This window comes from Actinacidiphila rubida (assembly GCF_900110255.1).
Taxonomy (GTDB): Bacteria; Actinomycetota; Actinomycetes; order Streptomycetales; family Streptomycetaceae; genus Actinacidiphila; species Actinacidiphila rubida.
In genome coordinates, this window is record NZ_FODD01000005.1 from 40,169 (window position 1) to 57,472 (window position 17,304).

The following is a 17,304-nucleotide window of genomic DNA, read 5'->3' on the forward strand; positions in this document are numbered from 1 at the left end:
GGCTCGGGCGCATGAGTCTGCGTCTGAGCACTGTGATTCTGCCGATCTACCGCTGGGCTGCCGAGGGGCGGGGGATCTGGCAACGGGCGGAAGAACTCGGGTTCCACGCCGCGTACACCTACGACCATCTCTCGTGGCGGGTGCCGTTCCGGGACGGGCCCTGGTACGGGGCGATCCCGACACTGACCGCCGCGGCCGGGGTGACCGGGCGGATCAGGCTGGGGACGATGGTGACGTCGCCGAACTTCCGGCACCCGGTGACCCTCGCGAAGGAGCTCATGACGCTCGACGAGGTGAGCGGGGGACGGGTGACGCTGGGGATCGGGGCCGGCGGCACCGGCTTCGACGCGACGGTGCTCGGGCAGGAGCCCTGGTCGCCGAAGGAGCGCGCGGACCGCTTCGCCGAGTTCACCGCCCTGCTCGACCGGCTGCTCACCGAACCGGCCGTGACGTCCGAGGGCACTCACTACTCGGCGAACGAGGCGCGGAACATCCCGGGGTGCGTGCAGCGGCCCCGCCTGCCGTTCGCGGTCGCGGCCACCGGGCCGCGCGGGATGCGGCTCGCCGCGCGCCACGGTCAGGCGTGGGTGACCACCGGCGACCCGGCGCTGTACGAGACCGGCACGCCCGAGCAGTCGCTCGCCGCCGTCCGCGACCAGGTCCGGCGGATCTCCGCCGCGCTCACCGAGGCCGGCCGCGGGCCGGAAGACGTGCCGAAGGTGATGCTGACCGGCTTCACCCCGGACTACGCGACCCCGTTCACCTCCGTCGACGCGTTCGTCGACTTCGCGGGCCGGCACGCGGAGGCCGGCATCGACGAGCTGGTCGTGCACTGGCCCATCCCGGACTCGGACTTCGCCTACGACCAGGCCACGTTCGAGCGGATCGCCGCCGAGGCCCCGGCGCAGCTCGCCTGACCCCCGGACCCGGACGGACCCGGCGTTCCGGGCCGGCCGGGTCCGCGGCCTACGGGTCCGCGGCCTACGGGAGCGCGAGGACCTTGCCGGCCTTGGCGACCGCCTGCTGGTAGTACGTGGAGGCGAGCTGCGACGAGCTGCCGCCGAGCTGGATGAAGTAGTAGCTGAGGACGACCGGGCCGAACCGCTCCATCGCCAGGTAGCCGTTCACCCCGAAGCCCTGCACGCTGCCCTTCAGCCGGGCCGCGGAGGTGTTCTTCGAGTCGCCGAACGCCACCGGCGTCATGGTGAACTTCAGGTGGGTACCGCCGCTGGTCAGCGTGAGCGAGCGGCAGGACCTCAGCGCCGCGCTGGTCCGCGCGTAGTCGGCGGCCAGCAGGTTCGGCGCCTTCGAGGTCAGCCCCTCGGCCAGGAACGGGCCGGTGCCGCCGCCGGCGAACCCGGACGACGCGGCGTGCTCCCCCGGCCCGGACGTCGCGGTCATCGTCGCGTTCAGCGTCCCGGCCAGCGGCTCGCATCCCGCGATCGAGGCGCCGCCGATGGACTTCGGGTCCACCTCCGAGCCGAGGCCGATGTCGTGCTCGGTCAGCAGCGCGGACTTCAGCTCCGCGGCGGACGGGACGGCGGCCGCGGCCGAGGTGGCACCCTTGTGGCCGCCTGAGGTGCGGCCCGCGCCGCCCGGTTGCGCACCGCCCCCGGTGGCGCCGACGCCGGTCGCGCCGCCGCTGCACGCGGCAGTGACCGCGGCCAGGCCGAGCGCGAGCGCCACGGCCATCACGAAGGCGAGCACGGGCGCCGAGCCGGCGGTGGGGTTCATCGTCCGCGCCGCCGGCGGGCGGGCCGCGCGGGGCGGCCGGGGTGGGCGGGGCGGGCGCGGTGCCCGCGGCGTCCGTGCGGCCCGCCGCGTCCGCCAGGTCGTTCGGAGGTCACTGCCGGGCCGGGTTCGTCCAGGTCGGTCTCGTCCGTCCATTGCCGCTCCTCTCCTCGGCCACATTCTGTGGCGGGCCCGCGGGGACCGCCGGACGACCGCCGCCGGATGGCGGGATCGGGCGGTCCCGGCCAAGGTGGGAGAGGACCGGAGGGGGAGAAGGACCCAGGGGACCCGGGGGGACGCAGCACAGAGACCTCAGGGCCGAGCGGGCGGCGCACGCCCGCCGGCGGCGCCTGATCCGGATCACCGCTTGGAGATGCGAGATGTCCGAAGTCACCACCCCGTACGAGGCCGGCACACCGTGCTGGACCGACCTGATGGTCCCGAACCAGCAGGCCGCACTCGACTTCTACCGGGACCTGTTCGGCTGGCAGGGCGAGATCGGGCCCGAGGAGTTCGGCGGGTACTCGTCCTGCTCCCTGAAGGGCAAGGCGGTCGCCGGGATCATGCAGACCCCGAAGATGGAGGGCCAGCCCAGCCCGCCACCCGCGTGGACCACCTACTTCGCGACCGCCGACGCCGACGCGACGCAGGCCGCGATCAGCGCCGCAGGCGGCACGGTGATCGTCCCGGTCGCCGACGTCGGCACCATCGGGCGGATGCTGATCGCCGCCGACCCGCAGGGCGCGGTCTTCGGTGTCTGGCAGGCCAAGGACTTCGGCGGCGCGCAGATCGTCAACGAGCCGGGCGCCCTGGTCTGGAACCAGCTGGCCACCCCGGACGGCGACGGCGCCCGCGCCTTCTACAAGGCCGCGCTGGGCCTGGACTCCGGCCCGATGCCCGAACTGCCGGAGTTCATCGGCTTCCAGGTCAAGGGCCGCACCATCGGCGGGATGCAGGGCATGGAGAACCTGCCCGAGGGCACCCCGCCGCACTGGCTGGTCAACTTCGCCGTCGACGACGTCGACAGCACCGTGGACGCGCTGGTGCGCGGGGGCGGGAACGTCATCGCACCGGCCTTCGACATGGAGAAGGTCGGCCGGATGGCCGTCCTGCAGGACCCGCAGGGCGGGATCTTCGCCGTCGTCGCCCTCGCCTCGGCCGGCTAGCCGCACTGATCACGTCGTGGCACCGGCCGCGCCCGGCCACGTCCCGGTGGCGTCGCGGCACCCATCCGCACGGGCGTGCCCCGCGAAAGGCCCCTCGTCCCCCGGCCCCGTCCGACCGCGGCCGGGGGACGAGCGCGGTTGCGGGCCGCACGGGCGCGGAGGAGATTTGAAGGGAACGCGCCCGGGGTCGGTCGTGCGCAGACGGGCGCGAGGCGCCGGACGCGGGTCACCGGGAAGGTGAGCGTCATGCGCATGCTGCTGACAGCGAAGATGGACACGGAGAACGCGAACCAGCTCATCACCGACGGGACGATGGGCAAGACCATCGACGGGATCATCGAGGAACTCAAGCCCGAGGCCGCGTACTTCACCGCCTGGGAGGGCGAGCGGACCGCGTTGCTGGTCATCGACGTCACGGACTCCAGCCAGATGCCGTCCATCGCGGAGCCGTTCTTCCACGCCGGGGCCAAGGTGAGCCTGCGGCCGGTGATGAACGCCGAGGACCTCCACACCGGCCTTTCGAGCCTCGGCCGGTGACGGGGGCCGCGCTCTCGTGACGCAACGGGTTCCGGAGGGCCGCTCGGATCGGTCCGACTCCGTTCGGAAAGGTTCAGAACGGGTGCGGAACGGTGCCGCAGCCCTCCGGAACGGTGCCGTGAAGGCCCTGATTCCGCCACTCGGGTGGCGTTGATGTGAATATCGCCGGATTCGAGGTGCGGCTCCTCGGAATCTGTGCTCGCTTCCGCATGATCGGACTAGTCGGTTCACCGGATCACGAGGAAGCGAAAGGTCGGGAAGTCATGGCTGCCACCGCAACCGTCAAGACGTTCTGGGGCGCGCTGCTCAGCGTCCTTCTCAAGTGCATCGCCGCGCTGGGGTTCACCACCGCCGCCACGCGCACACGGACCACGACCGCCGCCCGGTCGGGCGAGACCGCCGGTGCCGCGTGCGGCACCACCGCCACGACCGCCGCCGTTCCCGCGGCGGGCGGAGCCGGCTCTCCAGGAGACGGCCCGACGGCGGCCGCCCACGACGAGCGCGAGGTGTGGCGCGTTCCGTCACCGCGCGCCTATGAGCCGCTGCGCGAAACCCGCGACCGCGTGCTGCCGCCCACGATGAGGCAGCGCATCACCGCCGAGGCGCACGGCGCCACCCCCGCAGGACGCAGCCTGCCGGCCGGCACGCTCCTCACGGACGACGGCTACGGCGGCCTGATGACGGTCCCCGCGACGGCCGCGAACACGGCGAGGGCCGCGAGGTCGACGGCCGGCGCGTCCGGCACCGCGGATTCCGCATCCGGCACCGCGGCCAGGACGCTGGAGACCGCCGGACTTCGCGCCTGACGCCTCGCGCCGCGCTTTCCGCGCGCGACCTCGTGAGCGCCCCACGGCGTTCCGGGACCACGGGAAGCCCTACAGGAACCGGACGCACGGGGCACATCGGACAGGCAGCACGGTCCGGACGCCCGCACCGGCTCTGGTGAGCCGCGGCCCGCACCTTTGTGCGGGGCAGGGGTGCAGTGGTGGAGGATGGGGTCCGTGACCTCAGCCATCGAACCCGCCGGCCCCAGCGAGTCGTCCGATCCGCACCCTGACACTCAGCACCCCGCGGCGATATCCGCCGCGGACAGCCCGACGCCGCACGAGTCGTTCGACGGTCCCGCACCGCGGTTGATCGCCACCGACCTGGACGGCACGCTGCTGCGGGACGACAAGACCGTCTCGCCGCGCACGGTCGCCGCACTCGCCGCCGCGGAGGCGGCAGGGATAGAGGTCTTCTTCGTCACCGGACGTCCCGCCCGCTGGATGGGCGTGGTCTCCGACCACCTGGCCAGCCACGGCATGGCCATCGTCGGCAACGGCGCCGCGGTCTTCGACCTGCGCGCCGGCACACTGATCGAGGCGTTCCCGCTCCCGGAATCCGACGCACTCGCCGTCGCGCACGCACTGCGCGAGGCCGTGCCCGGAACCGCGTTCGCGGTCGAGCGCACCGCCGTCTTCCGGCGTGAGCCCGCCTACGAGGCCCCGGACCCGGACGGCCCCGGCGCCTGCGCGCCCATCGAGACCCTCCTCGCCGAGGACCGCGACCAGCCGGTGCTGAAGATGCTGGCCAAGCACCCGACGCTGAACCCCGACGACTTCCTCGCGACCGCCCTGGCCGTCGCCGGCCGGCAGGCCGAGATCACCCGCTCCAGCGAGACCGCGCTGCTCGAGATCAGCGGCGCCGGGGTCAGCAAGGCGACGACGCTCGCCAAGTGCTGCGCGGAGCGCGGGGTGACCGCCGCCGAGGTCGTGGCGTTCGGCGACATGCCCAACGACCTGGCCATGCTGAGCTGGGCGGGCACCTCCTACGCCGTCGCCAACGCGCACCCGCACGTGCGGGCCGCGACACGCTTCATGACGGCGTCCAACCAGGAGGACGGCGTCGCCCAGGTCATCGAGCGGATCGTCGCCGCACGGCGGCCCTGACGGCGGGGCGGCGGAGACCGCCTGCCCCGTACGGCCCGCCGCCGCCCGCACGGGCACCCGCGCTGCCCCGCGTGGTCAGGCCGCGGCGGCCGCGGGAACTCCGAGCACCCCGCCGGCCGCGCGCTCCCGCTCCAGGGTGCGGCGGAACGGGCCGTCCGCAGCGGCCAGTTCGGCGTAACCGCCGCGCTGCACCACCCGCCCGGCGTCCAGCACGACGATCTCGTCGACGGCGCCGTCCGCCAGGCAGGCCAGGCGGTGCGTGATCAGCAGCGTCGTACGGTCCCGGGTCGCGGCCAGCAGGTCGGCGGTCAGCGCGTCGGCCGTCGGCAGGTCGAGGTGTTCGGCGGGCTCGTCCAGCACCAGCACGGGGAAGTCGGCCAGCAGGGCCCGCGCGAGGGCGAGCCGCTGCCGCATGCCCCCGGACAGCCGGGCGCCGTGCTCGCCGACGGCCAGGTCCAGGCCGACGTCCAGCCGGGCCGCGGCGAGCGCCGCCCGCAGCTCCCCGTCCCCGGCCCCGGGCCGCGCCAGCCGCAGGTTCTCCCGCACGGTGCTGTCGAAGACGTGCGCGTCCTGCGCGCACAGGCCCACCAGGCGGCGTACGTCGTCGCCCTCCAGGCCGGTGGCGTCCTGCCCGGCCAGCGTGTACACCCCGGCCTCGGTGTCCAGGAACCGCAGCAGGACGTGCGCCAGGGTGGTCTTGCCCGCGCCCGAGGCGCCCACGACCGCGACCCTGCGGCCCTCGGTGAGCGTGAGGTCCAGGTCCCGCACGGCCGGTGCCTCCTGGCCCGGGTGACGGGCCGTCACCCCACGCAGGACCAGCGGGATGGGGGACGCGGGCGCCTGGGCGGGGGCCTGCGGTTCGTGGACGGGCACGGGCGCGTCCAGCACCTCCCGCACCCGCTCGGCGGCCCGGCGGCTGCGCTGCCGCTGCTGGACCGCGGCCGGCATCCCGGCGACCGCCTCGAACGCGGCCAGCGGGGTCAGCACCAGGACGGCCAGCAGCACGCCGTGCACCTGGTGCGCCGCGACGGCCCGGACGCCCACGGCGGCGCAGGCGGTCACCGTCATGCCGGTGACCAGGGCGGTCAGCCCCGCGCCCAGAGCCGTCGCGGACGCCGACCGCGCGGCGATCCGCCGCAGCTCGCGGTCGGACCGCGCGGCCTGCTCCCGGCGGGCCGGCAGTGCGCCGGCGACGGTGAGTTCGGCGGTGCCGGTGAAGAGCGCCAGGACCCGCGCCGACAGCTCGCCGCGCACCGGGGCGGTGCGGCCTTCGGTCCTGCGGGCCACCGCGGCGGACAGGGCGGGCACCGCGATGCCCGCGATCAGCAGGCCCGCTCCGAGCAGCAGCCCCGCCGAGGGGAGCAGCCGGCCGGTGAACGCGGCGGCGAGGACCGCGGTCGTGCCCGCGGTGAGTGCGGGCAGCAGCCAGCGCAGGAACCAGTCCTGCACCGCGTCGACGTCCGCGACGAGCCGCGAGAGCAGGTCGCCGCGGCCGGCGGCGCCGAGCCCCGCGGGCGCGAGCCGCTCGAGCCGGCCGAACACCCGCACCCGCACCTCGGCCAGGGCACGGAAGACCGCGTCGTGCCCCACCAGGCGCTCGGCGTAGCGGAAGACGGCCCGCCCGATGCCGAACGCCCGGGTCGCGGTCACCGCCACCATCAGATAGAGCACCGGCGGCTGCTGGGCGGCCCGGCTGATCAGCCAGCCGGAGGTGCCCATCAGGCCCACGGCGCAGGCCAGCGCCAGAACGCCGAGCGCTGCCGCGGCCATCACCCGCCGCAGGAATCCGGGCGCCCGCACGAGCCCGGTGACCGTGCCGCCCGCCCATCGGGACCGGGGCGCGGTGAACCGGTCGTCGTGGCCACCCGGTGGAGCCGTGCGGCCCGCGGCCGCCGGTGCGGGGACGGTGCCGGCCGGGACGGCGGCCGGTGCGTCCGTGGCCGCCCCGGTCCCGGTGCAGGTCCCCGCCACGGCCGCGGGGCCCGCAGCAGGGGGCGCCGGGTGAGCCGGGAGAACCGCGGACACCGGAACGGACTCCGATGCCGCGGCGGCCGGGACCGCGAACGCCGTGTCGGGGAAGGCCAGTTCGTGGACGCGGTCGGCGAGCGGCAGCAGGGCCGGGCGGTGCGCGGTCATCACGACGGTGCGGCCGCGGGCCAGGTCCCGCAGGGCGGCGATCACCGACTCCTCGGTGTCGCCGTCGAGGTGGGCGGTGGGTTCGTCGAGCAGCAGCAAGGGGCGGTCGGCGAGGAACGCGCGGGCCAGCGCGATCCGCTGGCGCTGCCCCGCGGACAGTCCGGCACCGTCCTCACCGAGCAGGGTGTCCGGCGAGGCGAAGGAGGCGGCGCCGGCCGCGTCCAGCGCGGCCAGGACCTGGTCGTCGGTGGCCTCGGGACGGGCCAGCCGCACGTTGTCCGCGACGGTGCCGGCGAACAGGTGCGGGCGCTGCGGCACCCAGGCGATCTGTGCGTGCCAGGTCGCCGGGTCGATCCGCGCCAGGTCGACGCCGTCGACGAGGATGCGGCCCGCCGAGGGGATCGCGAAGCCCAGCAGAGCGCTGAGCAGCGTGGACTTGCCGACGCCGCTCGGCCCGGTCACGGCCAGCGCCTCCCCCGGCGCGACGCGCAGGGTGGTGGGCGCGAGCCGCCCGTCCTCCCGGACCTCGACGCCGTCGACGGTGAGGACGGCGGTGCGCAGGTCCGGCGCGGTCTCACGGCCGGGCGCGCGGACGGGCTCGGCCTCCAGCACCGCGAAGACCTCCTCCGCGGCCGCCAGTCCCTCGGCCGCCGCGTGGTACTGCGCGCCGACCTGCCGCAGCGGCAGGTACGCCTCGGGGGCGAGCACCAGCACCAGCAGTCCGGTGCGCAGGTCCAGCTCCCCGTGCACGAGTCGCATGCCGATGCCGACCGCGACCAGGGCGACGGAGATCGTGGCCAGCAGTTCCAGCACGAAGGACGACAGGAAGGCGATCCGCAGCGTCCGCAGCGTCGCCCGCCGGTAGTCGCCGGTGATGGCCCGGATGTTCTCGGCCTGGACCTTGGCCCGGCCGAAGACCTTCAGGGTCGGCAGTCCGGCCACGACGTCGAGGAAGTGCCCGGACAGCCGGGCCAGCAGGCGCCACTGGCGGTCCATCCGCTCCCGGGTGGCCCAGCCGACCAGCACCATGAACAGCGGGATGAGCGGCAGGGTGACGACGATGGTCAGTGCCGACACCCAGTCCGCGGTGGCGATCCTGGCCAGGACCACCGCCGGGACCACCACGGCCAGCCCCAACTGGGGCAGGTACCGGGCGAAGTAGTCGTCGAGGGCGTCGATGCCGCGGGTGGCGAGCGTGGTGAGCTCACCGCTGCGCCGGCCGGTCAGCCAGCCCGGGCCGAGGGAAGTGGCGCGCTCCAGCAGGCTCCGGCGCAGCTCCGACTTCACCGCGGCGCCGGCGCGGTGCGCGCTCAGTTCGGTCAGCCAGGCCACCAGTGCGCGGCCGGCCGCCACCGCGGCCAGCCACAGCAGGTCGCCGCGCAGCGCGCCGACGCCCTGACCGTGCTGGAAGCCGCCGACCACCACATCGGCGATGAGCGTGGCCTGGGCCACCAGCAGTCCGGCCCCGACCGCTCCGAGCAGCACCGATCCGCCGAGGAAGACGCCGGTCGTGCGGGCGTGGCGGACCAGTCGCGGGTCGACAGGTTTCACGTGGAACATCCCCTTTCGCCGCATTCCGCATGTTCCACGTGAAACATGCGGCCCCAGCAGGGGTGCCGCGGTGTCCCGGGCACCCCCGTGCCGCGCACGGTCAGTGCGCGCCTTCCGCGATGTGCTGCGTGCCGATCCGCTTGCGGAACACCCAGTAGGTCCAGCCCTGGTAGAGCAGCACCAGCGGTGTCGCGATCCCCGCGCACCAGGTCATGATCCGCAGCGTGTACGGGGTGGCCGAGGCGTTGCCGACGGTCAGGGACCAGTCGCCGCTGAGAGTGGACGGCATCACGTCCGGGAACAGCGAGAGGAACAGCATGGCCACGGTGGCCGCGATCGTGACGCCGGAGCAGGCGAACGCCCAGCCCTCCCGGCCGGCCAGGTTCGCGCCGATCGCCGCCACCAGTGCGGCCACGGCCACGACCAGCGCCAGCAGGCTCCAGCCGTCACCGGTGTGCACCTGGGTCCAGATCAAGAAGGCCGCGGCAGCCGCGGCCGCGACCAGCCCGACCCGGGTGGCCATCGCCCGCGCCCGCTCCCGGATCGGCCCGACCGTCTTCAGCGACACGAAGACCGCGCCGTGGAAGGTGAACAGGGTCAGCGTCACCAGGCCGCCGAGCAGGGCGTAGCCGTTGAACAGGTCCCAGAACCCGCCCACGTAGTTCTTGGTCGCGTCGATCTTCACGCCGTGGACGATGTTGGCGAACGCCACGCCCCACAGCACCGCCGGCACCAGCGAGGTCCAGAACAGCGCGTGCTCCCAGTTGCGCTGCCAGCGTTCGTCGGGCCGCTTGGCGCGGTACTCGAAGCCCACACCGCGCACGATGAGGCAGACCAGGATGATCAGCAGGGGGATGTAGAAGCCGGAGAACAGGGTGGCGTACCAATCGGGGAAGGCCGCGAACGTCGCGCCACCCGCGGTGAGCAGCCACACCTCGTTGCCGTCCCAGACCGGGCCGATCGTGTTGATCAGCAGGCGGCGCTCGGTGCGGTCGCGGGCCAGCAGCCCGGTGAGGATGCCGACCCCGAAGTCGAAGCCCTCCAGGAAGAAGTAGCCGGTCCACAGGACCGCTATGAGGACGAACCAGACGTCGTGCAGGTGCATGTCGCGCTCCTCAGCTGCTCAGTACGAGAAGGCCATCGGCCGGTCGGCGTGGTCCCCGTCGGAGTCGTCGCCGCCGATCCGGGTGGGGGAGCGGCGGTCGTCGTCGGTCAGCTCGGGCGGCCCGGCCTTGACGTACTTGGCCAGCAGTCGCACCTCGATCACGGCGAGCACCGCGTACAGGAGCGTGAAGACGATCAGGGAGGCGAGCACCGTGCCGGCCGAGACGCCGGGGGAGACCGCGTCCCGGGTGCGCAGCACGCCGTAGACCACCCAGGGCTGGCGGCCGGTCTCGGTGAAGATCCAGCCCCAGGAGTTGGCGAGCAGCGGGAAGACCATCGTCAGCAGCGCGATCCGCCAGTACCAGCGGGACAGACCCTCGTTGATCCGGATCCCCCGGGTGAGCATGAGGTGCGGGACCTCGTCCTCGCCCGTCCGGTGCTCCGGGGCCAGCCAGAACCTTCTGCGGGTCAGCCACAGTCCGGCGGCGCCGACCCCGATGGAGACCACGCCGAAGCCGATCATCCAGCGGAAGCCCCAGTAGGCGACGGGGATGTTGGGCCGGTAGTCGCCGGGCCCGTACTTCTGCTGCTCGGCCTTGTTCACGTCGTTGATACCGCCGACGTAGGAGGTGAAGTCGTCGGTGGCCAGGAACGACAGCAGGTTGGGGACCTCGACGGCGACCTCGTTGTGGCCCTTGTTGACGTTGCCGACGGCGAAGATCGAGAAGGGCGCGCCCTTCTGGCCGTCCCACAGGGCTTCGGCCGCGGCCATCTTCATCGGCTGCTGCTTGAACATGACCTTGCCGAGGGTGTCGCCGCTGATGGCGACGAGCGCCCCCGCCACCACCGCGACGACCAGCGCCATCCGCAGCGAGGACCGCATCACGGCGATGTGCCGCTTGCGCGCCAGGTGGTAGGCGCAGATGCCGATCATGAAGGCGGCGCCGGTGAGGAAGGCGGCCGACAGGGTGTGGAAGAACTGGGCGAGCGCGGTGTTCTGAGTGAGCACGGCCCAGAAGTCGGTGAGCTCGGCACGCTTGGTCACCGGGTTGTAGCGGTACCCGACGGGGTGCTGCATCCAGGAGTTGGCCGCGAGGATGAAGTACGCGGAGAGGATGGTCCCGATCGACACCATCCAGATGCAGGCCAGGTGGATCTTCTTCGGCAGCTTGTCCCAGCCGAAGATCCACAGGCCGATGAAGGTCGACTCGAAGAAGAACGCGATGAGGGCCTCGAACGCCAGCGGGGCGCCGAAGATGTCACCGACGAAACGCGAGTAGTCCGACCAGTTCATGCCGAACTGGAACTCCTGGACGATGCCGGTGACGACGCCCATGGCGATGTTGATCAGGAACAGCTTGCCCCAGAACTTGGTCGCCTGGAGGTACGTGTCCTTGCCGGTCCGCACCCAGGCGGTCTGCAGCGCCGCGGTCAACGCGGACAGCGAGATCGTCAGCGGGACGAAGAGGAAGTGGTAGACGGTCGTGATGCCGAACTGCCAGCGGGCGATGTCGAGCGATCCCAGCGCGATCTGCACGGTTCGCCTCCTTTTCCGCTACGGCGAGTGGTTCGCCCTTGCTCACCTGACAAGACGTGACGTATGGGTACGACACGTTCGCTTGTGAACGTGAATACATTCACAAAGTAGTATCGCCTACAGCACTGAGCCCCCTGACACCGGGGGGTGGGTCAGGGGGCTCAGTGGCGGAAACCGCCGCAAATCCAGGGTTCTCAGGGGCCGGGGGAGCCGGCCGGCGGCACCGTCCGCGCGGGCGGGACGCCGACCGGACCCGTCACAGCTCCTTGCGGAACGCCTCCGCGGTCCGCAGCAGTATCGCGTTCGCCTCGGCCTCGGCGACGGTGATCCGCACGCCCTCGCCGGCGAACGGCCGGACCGTCACGCCGGCCTTCTCGCACGCCGCGGCGAAGTCCGCGGTGCGCTCCCCCAGCCGCAGCCACACGAAATTCGCCTGCGTCTCCGGCACCGTCCAGCCCTGGCCCTCCAGCGCCTCGACGACCCGGGTGCGCTCGGTCACCAGCCCGGCCACGCGCTCCAGCAGCGCGGCCTCGGCCCGCAGGCTGGCCACCGCCGCGTCCTGCGCGAGCTGGCTCACCCCGAACGGCACCGCGGTCTTGCGCAGCGCCTCGGCGACCGGGTCGTGCGCGATCGCGAACCCGACCCGCAGCCCCGCCAGGCCGTACGCCTTGGAGAAGGTGCGCAGCACCGCCACGTTCGGGCGCTCGCGGTACAGGTCGATGCCGTCGGGCACCTCGGCGTCGGTGATGAACTCCCGGTACGCCTCGTCCAGCACCACCAGGACGTCGGACGGCACCCGGTCCAGGAACCGCTCGAGCTCGGCCCGCCGCACCACGGTCCCGGTCGGGTTGTTGGGGTTGCAGACGAAGATCAGCCGGGTCCGCTCGGTGATCGCGTCGGCCATCGCGTCCAGGTCGTGCCGCTCGTCGGCGTCCAGCGGCACCTGCACGGGCGTCGCCCCGCTGATCCGGGTGATGATCGGATACGCCTCGAAGGACCGCCAGGCGTAGACCACCTCGTCGCCCGGGCCGGACGTGACCTGGATCAGCTGCTGGGCCACGCCCACCGAACCGGTGCCGGTCGCCACGTGGGAGGCGGGCACGCCGAAGCGCTCCGCGAGCTCCGTGGTGAGCGCGGCACAGGCCAGGTCCGGGTACCGGTTGAAGGAGCCCGCGGCGGCGGTGGCCGCCTCCAGGACACCGGGCAGCGGAGGATAAGGGTTCTCGTTCGAGGACAGCTTGAAGGCGGGGCCCGAGGCGCCGCCCTCCTCCGTGGCCGGGGGTCGCCCGGGCTTGTACGTCGGGATGCCGTCCAGGCACGCGCGCAGCTTGGGGGTGCTCATGACCTCACCCTACGAGCCGGTCGGACGGCTGGGGAGATGCACGGGCAGGTGCGCTCGGCCACAGGTCCGCGGGGCGCGGCCGCGCGGGCCGGGGTGGCGTGCCCGGGTGGCGTGCGCGGTGGCGCGCTTCCCCCATAGGAGTGAGTTGCCGGTACGCGGACGACTGGACCAATGGCTGCCCGCGGGCGGAGTACGCGCCCGTATCCCCCGTATGGCGGGGGCTGCCGCCTGCATATTCCACCTTGCATACGAGGTTCGATCTTGCAGAAACCGTTCTTCCATAGGGCAGAGCGGGCGGAGGCCGGACGGACCAGTGCAGCCCTAGGATCGGCACGCCATGACAGCAGCAGGGAAACACCAGGCGAGCCGGCCCCTCGGACGCCGGCTGGAACGGGCGGGCATCAGGGATGTCGCCGCTGCCGCCGGAGTCTCGATCACGACGGTCTCCGACGCGCTCAACGGCAAGGGCCGACTGCCCGACGCCACCCGACGCCACGTCCGCGAGGTCGCCGACCGGCTGGGCTACCGCCCGTCCGCCGCCGCCCGCACCCTCCGCACCGGACGCTCGGGCCTGATCGGCCTGACGGTGACGACATACGGCGAAGAACCGTTCACGTTCACGGAGTTCGCGTACTTCGCCGAGATGGCCCGCGCCGCCACCTCGGCCGCGCTCGCCCGGGGCTACGCCCTGGTGATCCTGCCCGCCTCGTCCCGGCACGACGTGTGGGGCAACGTCGCGCTGGACGGCACCGTCGTCATCGACCCCTCCGACCACGACCCCGTGGTCACCGAACTCGTCCGGCAGGGCGTGCCGGTGGTCAGCGACGGCCGCCCGGCCGGCAGCCTGCCCGTGCACGCCTGGGTCGACAACGACCACGAGGAGGCCGTGCTCGGCATCCTCGACCACCTGGCCGCCGCGGGCGCCCGGCGGATCGGCCTGCTGACCGGCACCAGCACCGACACGTACACGCGGCTGTCCACCACCGCGTACCTGGAGTGGTGCCAACGCGTGGGCCAGGAGCCGGTCTACGAGGCGTACCCGGCCCACGACCCCTGCGCCGGCGCGGTCGCCGCCGACCGCTTACTCGCGCGGCCCGACCGCCCCGACGCCGTGTACGGCCTCTTCGACCCCAACGGCACCGACCTGCTCGCCGCCGCCCGCCGCTACGGGTTACGCGTCCCCGACGACCTGCTGCTGGTCTGCTGCAGCGAGAGCGGCGGCTACGCCGGCACCGATCCGCCGATCACCACCCTGTCCCTGCAACCCCGCCGGATCGGCACCGCGGTGGTGCAGTTGCTCATCGACGCGATCGAGCGGACCGAGGGGATCGGTCCCGCGCACCCGGTGCAGCAGGTGATGCCCACCGAACTGATCATCCGCGCCTCGTCGCAACGCCGCCCGCACCGCACGACGGTCAGCCCGCCCCGGGGTCCCGCCCGCGGCGAGTGACCGCCGGCCCGGCTCCGGCGAGCGGTATTCGGGGTGGTTTGTCTGGACCTTCGAAAATCCGGGTGCCTGGGTATGTCACAACGCGCCAGCGTCATTCCTATGATGGGCGGATGGCGGCGCGATCGTGGAGGGGTCGATGACTCAGGGGGCAGGTCACGGGTACGAACCCGGTACCGGGTACGAGCCCGGATACGAGCCCGCGCCCGTTTACGGGACGGCGCCCGACATCGAGCCGGCCGCGGGCTACGAGCACGGCTACCCGGCGCCCGGATCCGTGGGCGCGCCCGTCCCGTCCTACGACGCCGGCACCGCCGCGCCACCGGCGCCCACCGGCTACGAACCCGCCCGGCCGGACGCCGCGCCGGTCCCGGCGGAGTACACGCCCACGGCCCACGACCTGCCGGTGATCACCGTGAACTCCGAGAAGGGCAGCCGCCCCGGACCGCTCTACGTCGTCGGCGACGTGCACGGCTACCTGGGCGAACTGCTGGCCGCACTGCACGCCACCGGCCTGGTCGACGAGGACGGGCACTGGTCCGCGGGCAGCGCCCGCCTCTGGTTCCTCGGCGACTTCACCGACCGCGGGCCCGACGGCATCGGCGTCATCGAACTCGTCATGCAGCTGTCGGCCGAGGCCGCCGCCGCCGGCGGCTACTGCCGGGCGCTCATGGGCAACCACGAGCTGCTGCTGCTCGGCGCGCACCGGTTCGGGGACATGCCCGTCAACTCCACGGGCGGCACCGCCTCCTTCCTGGCCGCGTGGCGGCTCAACGGCGGCCAGCCGTCCGACATGGAACGCCTGGAGGACCGGCACCTCACGTGGATCTCCCGGCTGGACGCCGCCCATGTCACCGACGGCCATCTGCTGGTGCACTCCGACACCACCGCGTACCTGGAGTACGGCAGCAGCGTGGAGGAGATGAACGACGCGGTGACCGGCGTGCTGCAGCGCGGCGATGCCGACGAGTGCTGGGACCTGTTCCGCAAGCTGACCAAGCGGTTCGCCTTCCGCGGCGACGGCGGCGCCCAGGCGGCGCGGGAACTGCTGGGCACGTTCGGCGGCGAGCGGGTCGTGCACGGGCACAGCCCGATTCCGTATCTGCTCGGCGAGGCCGGCGGCGACGCCCCGGCCGACGGCGCCGAGCGGGGCCACACGGTGAACGGGCCGATGGTCTACGCGGACAGCCTCGCCGTGGCGATGGACGGCGGGGTGACCATGGAGGGCCGCCTGCTGGTCGCCCAACTCCCCCTGGTCGGCTGACATCTGACGGAGCGTCAGCATTGAGGGCGGAATCCTTCGCGGAAACCCCGCGATCCGGCAGGGACCGCCACACCCACATTTCCTGGTTGCACCCTGTCACGGCCTGACGGACCGCCCTACCATCGGCAGTATCCGTTAGGCACACCGCTCTCCAGGCCTCCTGCCGGCCGAGCCGGTTCCACGTGGAACAACCGGCCGTGTACGGAGAGTCGGGGCATCGGGGGACGCACATGACCAGCGCTCCACATCTGCTCAACGAAGACCGCTCGGATTTCGAGCATGTCCTCGACGACGCGCTGCGCATCGTCCTCGACGACATGGACGCCGAGTCCGGGTCGCCGCTGAACGCCGAGCAGTTGCGCACCATGGCGCTCGCCGCCTCCGACCTGATCGGAGCGGCGGCCGCCGACGAGTACGACACGTACCGCACGCTGCGGGCCGACCTGCGGGAGTCGGCCCGGGAGTCCGCACGGGCCCGCGAGCACCGGACGTTCGGCTACGCGGCGATGGGCGTCGCCGAGGGCGCCGGATCCGGTGCCGGGCTGTTCGCCGTGATGGCCGTGCTCACACCGATCCTGGCCGGCGCCGCCGCGGTGATCTTCCTGCTCATCGGCTACGCGCTGGCGGCCGTCTCACCGGAGCCGGCCATCGCCTCCCCGCTGCGCACCGCCGGCTGGTTCTTCGCCGCGGTCATGGGGGCGTCCGTCCTGCTGGGCGCGGTCGGGCTGGTGCTGACCGCGCTGCGGGACAGCTCCTCGGCGATACACGACACACCCGAGGCCATGCCGCCCGAGGTCGCCCAGGCCCGCCGGCAGTGGCAGGAGGCCCTGCTGACGCTGGGGCTGCTGCCGTTCCTCGACGACGCCCTGGCCGACGCGGCGGCGAACGCCGCGACCGCGGCCACGGCGACCACGGCGGCCACCACGGCCACCGCACCGCCGGCCGCCGCACCCCAGCCGCGGATACCCCGCCTCGGGTACTCCCGGCCCGACTTCAGCTCGCCGCAGGACTTCACGTCCCCCGACTACAGCGGCCCCGACTTCGGCAGTCCCGGCTTCACCGGGCCCGACCGCCGGCCGGAGTAGCCGCGCCCCCGGTTGGCCGTCGCCGGCTCGCGGGCCCGGCCACCAGCGGATTGACTCGTTCCGACCCAGTTCACTGTCCAGCGACCGGTCGGAACGGGAGAGGCCCATGCGTGTCCGTCGTCCGCTTGCCGTGCTGTGCGCGATCGCCGCGCTCGCCCTCGGTACGGCAGCCTGCTCCGACTCCTCGGGCGGCCTCATCACGGGTTCGCGCGGGCTCACCGTGGTCCGCCAGATCAACAGCCCGGTGCAGAACGACTGCCAGGGCTTCGGCCCCGTCGGGGTGGACCGGGTCGTCAACAACACCGGCGTCGACATCCGCCTGCACAAGAACCTCGACTGCACCGACCCGCCCGGCCAGACCAGCTTCTACCTCGGTACCAGCCTGTCGGCCAACACCGCCGGCACCCCGGGCCTGTGGAAGAGCTTCGCTCCCGTCGGCTGGCCCCCTCCCGTCTCGGTCAACTAGGGCGCCC

At 73.2% G+C, this 17,304-nt stretch carries 14 protein-coding genes; 9 read left to right on the plus strand and 5 right to left on the minus strand.

The genetic code is table 11. The annotated features are described in order from the left end of the window. The first annotated feature begins 11 nt into the window (after positions 1 to 11). Positions 12 to 917, plus strand: a complete 906-nt coding sequence (locus tag BMW99_RS06220) for an LLM class flavin-dependent oxidoreductase (RefSeq protein ID WP_069463995.1) — start codon at positions 12 to 14, stop codon at positions 915 to 917. Positions 918 to 981: 64 nt separating this feature from the next. Here BMW99_RS06220 and BMW99_RS06225 read toward each other — a convergent pair whose 3' ends face one another. Beyond that, the gene (locus BMW99_RS06225) at positions 982 to 1,734 is read right to left on the minus strand and encodes a hypothetical protein (RefSeq protein WP_075016389.1); all 753 of its coding nucleotides are present in this window, start codon (positions 1,732 to 1,734) and stop codon (positions 982 to 984) included. 377 nt (positions 1,735 to 2,111) lie between these two features. Between BMW99_RS06225 and BMW99_RS06230 the strand changes: the two genes are divergently transcribed. The 4 genes from BMW99_RS06230 (at position 2,112) to BMW99_RS06245 (ending at position 5,365) form a co-directional block, all read left to right on the plus strand. Then, positions 2,112 to 2,897, plus strand: a complete 786-nt coding sequence (locus tag BMW99_RS06230; RefSeq protein WP_069465523.1) for a VOC family protein — start codon at positions 2,112 to 2,114, stop codon at positions 2,895 to 2,897. A gap of 246 nt (positions 2,898 to 3,143) precedes the next feature. Next, positions 3,144 to 3,434, plus strand: coding sequence for a hypothetical protein (locus BMW99_RS06235; RefSeq protein ID WP_069465522.1), 291 nt, complete (start codon positions 3,144 to 3,146; stop codon positions 3,432 to 3,434). Positions 3,435 to 3,697: 263 nt separating this feature from the next. Further along, entirely contained in the window at positions 3,698 to 4,240 is a 543-nt protein-coding gene (locus tag BMW99_RS06240; RefSeq protein ID WP_069465622.1) for a DUF6344 domain-containing protein, read from the plus strand. A gap of 270 nt (positions 4,241 to 4,510) precedes the next feature. Further along, positions 4,511 to 5,365 (plus strand): Cof-type HAD-IIB family hydrolase, encoded by an 855-nt coding sequence (locus BMW99_RS06245; RefSeq protein WP_075016456.1) that lies wholly within the window; start codon positions 4,511 to 4,513, stop codon positions 5,363 to 5,365. Between the two features lie 75 nt (positions 5,366 to 5,440). Here the strand turns inward: BMW99_RS06245 and cydD are convergent, their stop codons facing one another. The 4 genes from cydD to hisC form a co-directional block, all read right to left on the minus strand. Continuing rightward, the gene (cydD, locus tag BMW99_RS06250; protein WP_075016457.1) at positions 5,441 to 9,052 is read right to left on the minus strand and encodes a thiol reductant ABC exporter subunit CydD; all 3,612 of its coding nucleotides are present in this window, start codon (positions 9,050 to 9,052) and stop codon (positions 5,441 to 5,443) included. A 100-nt stretch (positions 9,053 to 9,152) separates the two neighbouring features. Beyond that, positions 9,153 to 10,157 (minus strand): cytochrome d ubiquinol oxidase subunit II, encoded by a 1,005-nt coding sequence (gene cydB / locus BMW99_RS06255; RefSeq protein WP_069466444.1) that lies wholly within the window; start codon positions 10,155 to 10,157, stop codon positions 9,153 to 9,155. 18 nt (positions 10,158 to 10,175) lie between these two features. Next, entirely contained in the window at positions 10,176 to 11,693 is a 1,518-nt protein-coding gene (locus tag BMW99_RS06260) for a cytochrome ubiquinol oxidase subunit I (protein WP_069466445.1), read from the minus strand. A 256-nt stretch (positions 11,694 to 11,949) separates the two neighbouring features. Continuing rightward, the gene (hisC, locus tag BMW99_RS06265; protein ID WP_069461842.1) at positions 11,950 to 13,035 is read right to left on the minus strand and encodes a histidinol-phosphate transaminase; all 1,086 of its coding nucleotides are present in this window, start codon (positions 13,033 to 13,035) and stop codon (positions 11,950 to 11,952) included. Between the two features lie 337 nt (positions 13,036 to 13,372). On the opposite strand from hisC, the gene BMW99_RS06270 reads away from it, so the two are divergent. From BMW99_RS06270 to BMW99_RS06285, 4 genes are all read left to right on the plus strand, one after another. Next, on the plus strand, positions 13,373 to 14,485 hold the full coding sequence (locus tag BMW99_RS06270; RefSeq protein WP_069461843.1) for a LacI family DNA-binding transcriptional regulator: 1,113 nt from the start codon (positions 13,373 to 13,375) through the stop codon (positions 14,483 to 14,485). Between the two features lie 136 nt (positions 14,486 to 14,621). Continuing rightward, positions 14,622 to 15,746 (plus strand): metallophosphoesterase, encoded by a 1,125-nt coding sequence (locus BMW99_RS06275; RefSeq protein ID WP_069461844.1) that lies wholly within the window; start codon positions 14,622 to 14,624, stop codon positions 15,744 to 15,746. A gap of 230 nt (positions 15,747 to 15,976) precedes the next feature. Next, a complete protein-coding gene (locus BMW99_RS06280; RefSeq protein WP_069461845.1) occupies positions 15,977 to 16,831 on the plus strand; it encodes a hypothetical protein in 855 nt (284 codons plus the stop codon). Between the two features lie 106 nt (positions 16,832 to 16,937). Further along, positions 16,938 to 17,297, plus strand: a complete 360-nt coding sequence (locus tag BMW99_RS06285) for a hypothetical protein (protein ID WP_141725978.1) — start codon at positions 16,938 to 16,940, stop codon at positions 17,295 to 17,297. Positions 17,298 to 17,304 lie beyond the last annotated feature (7 nt).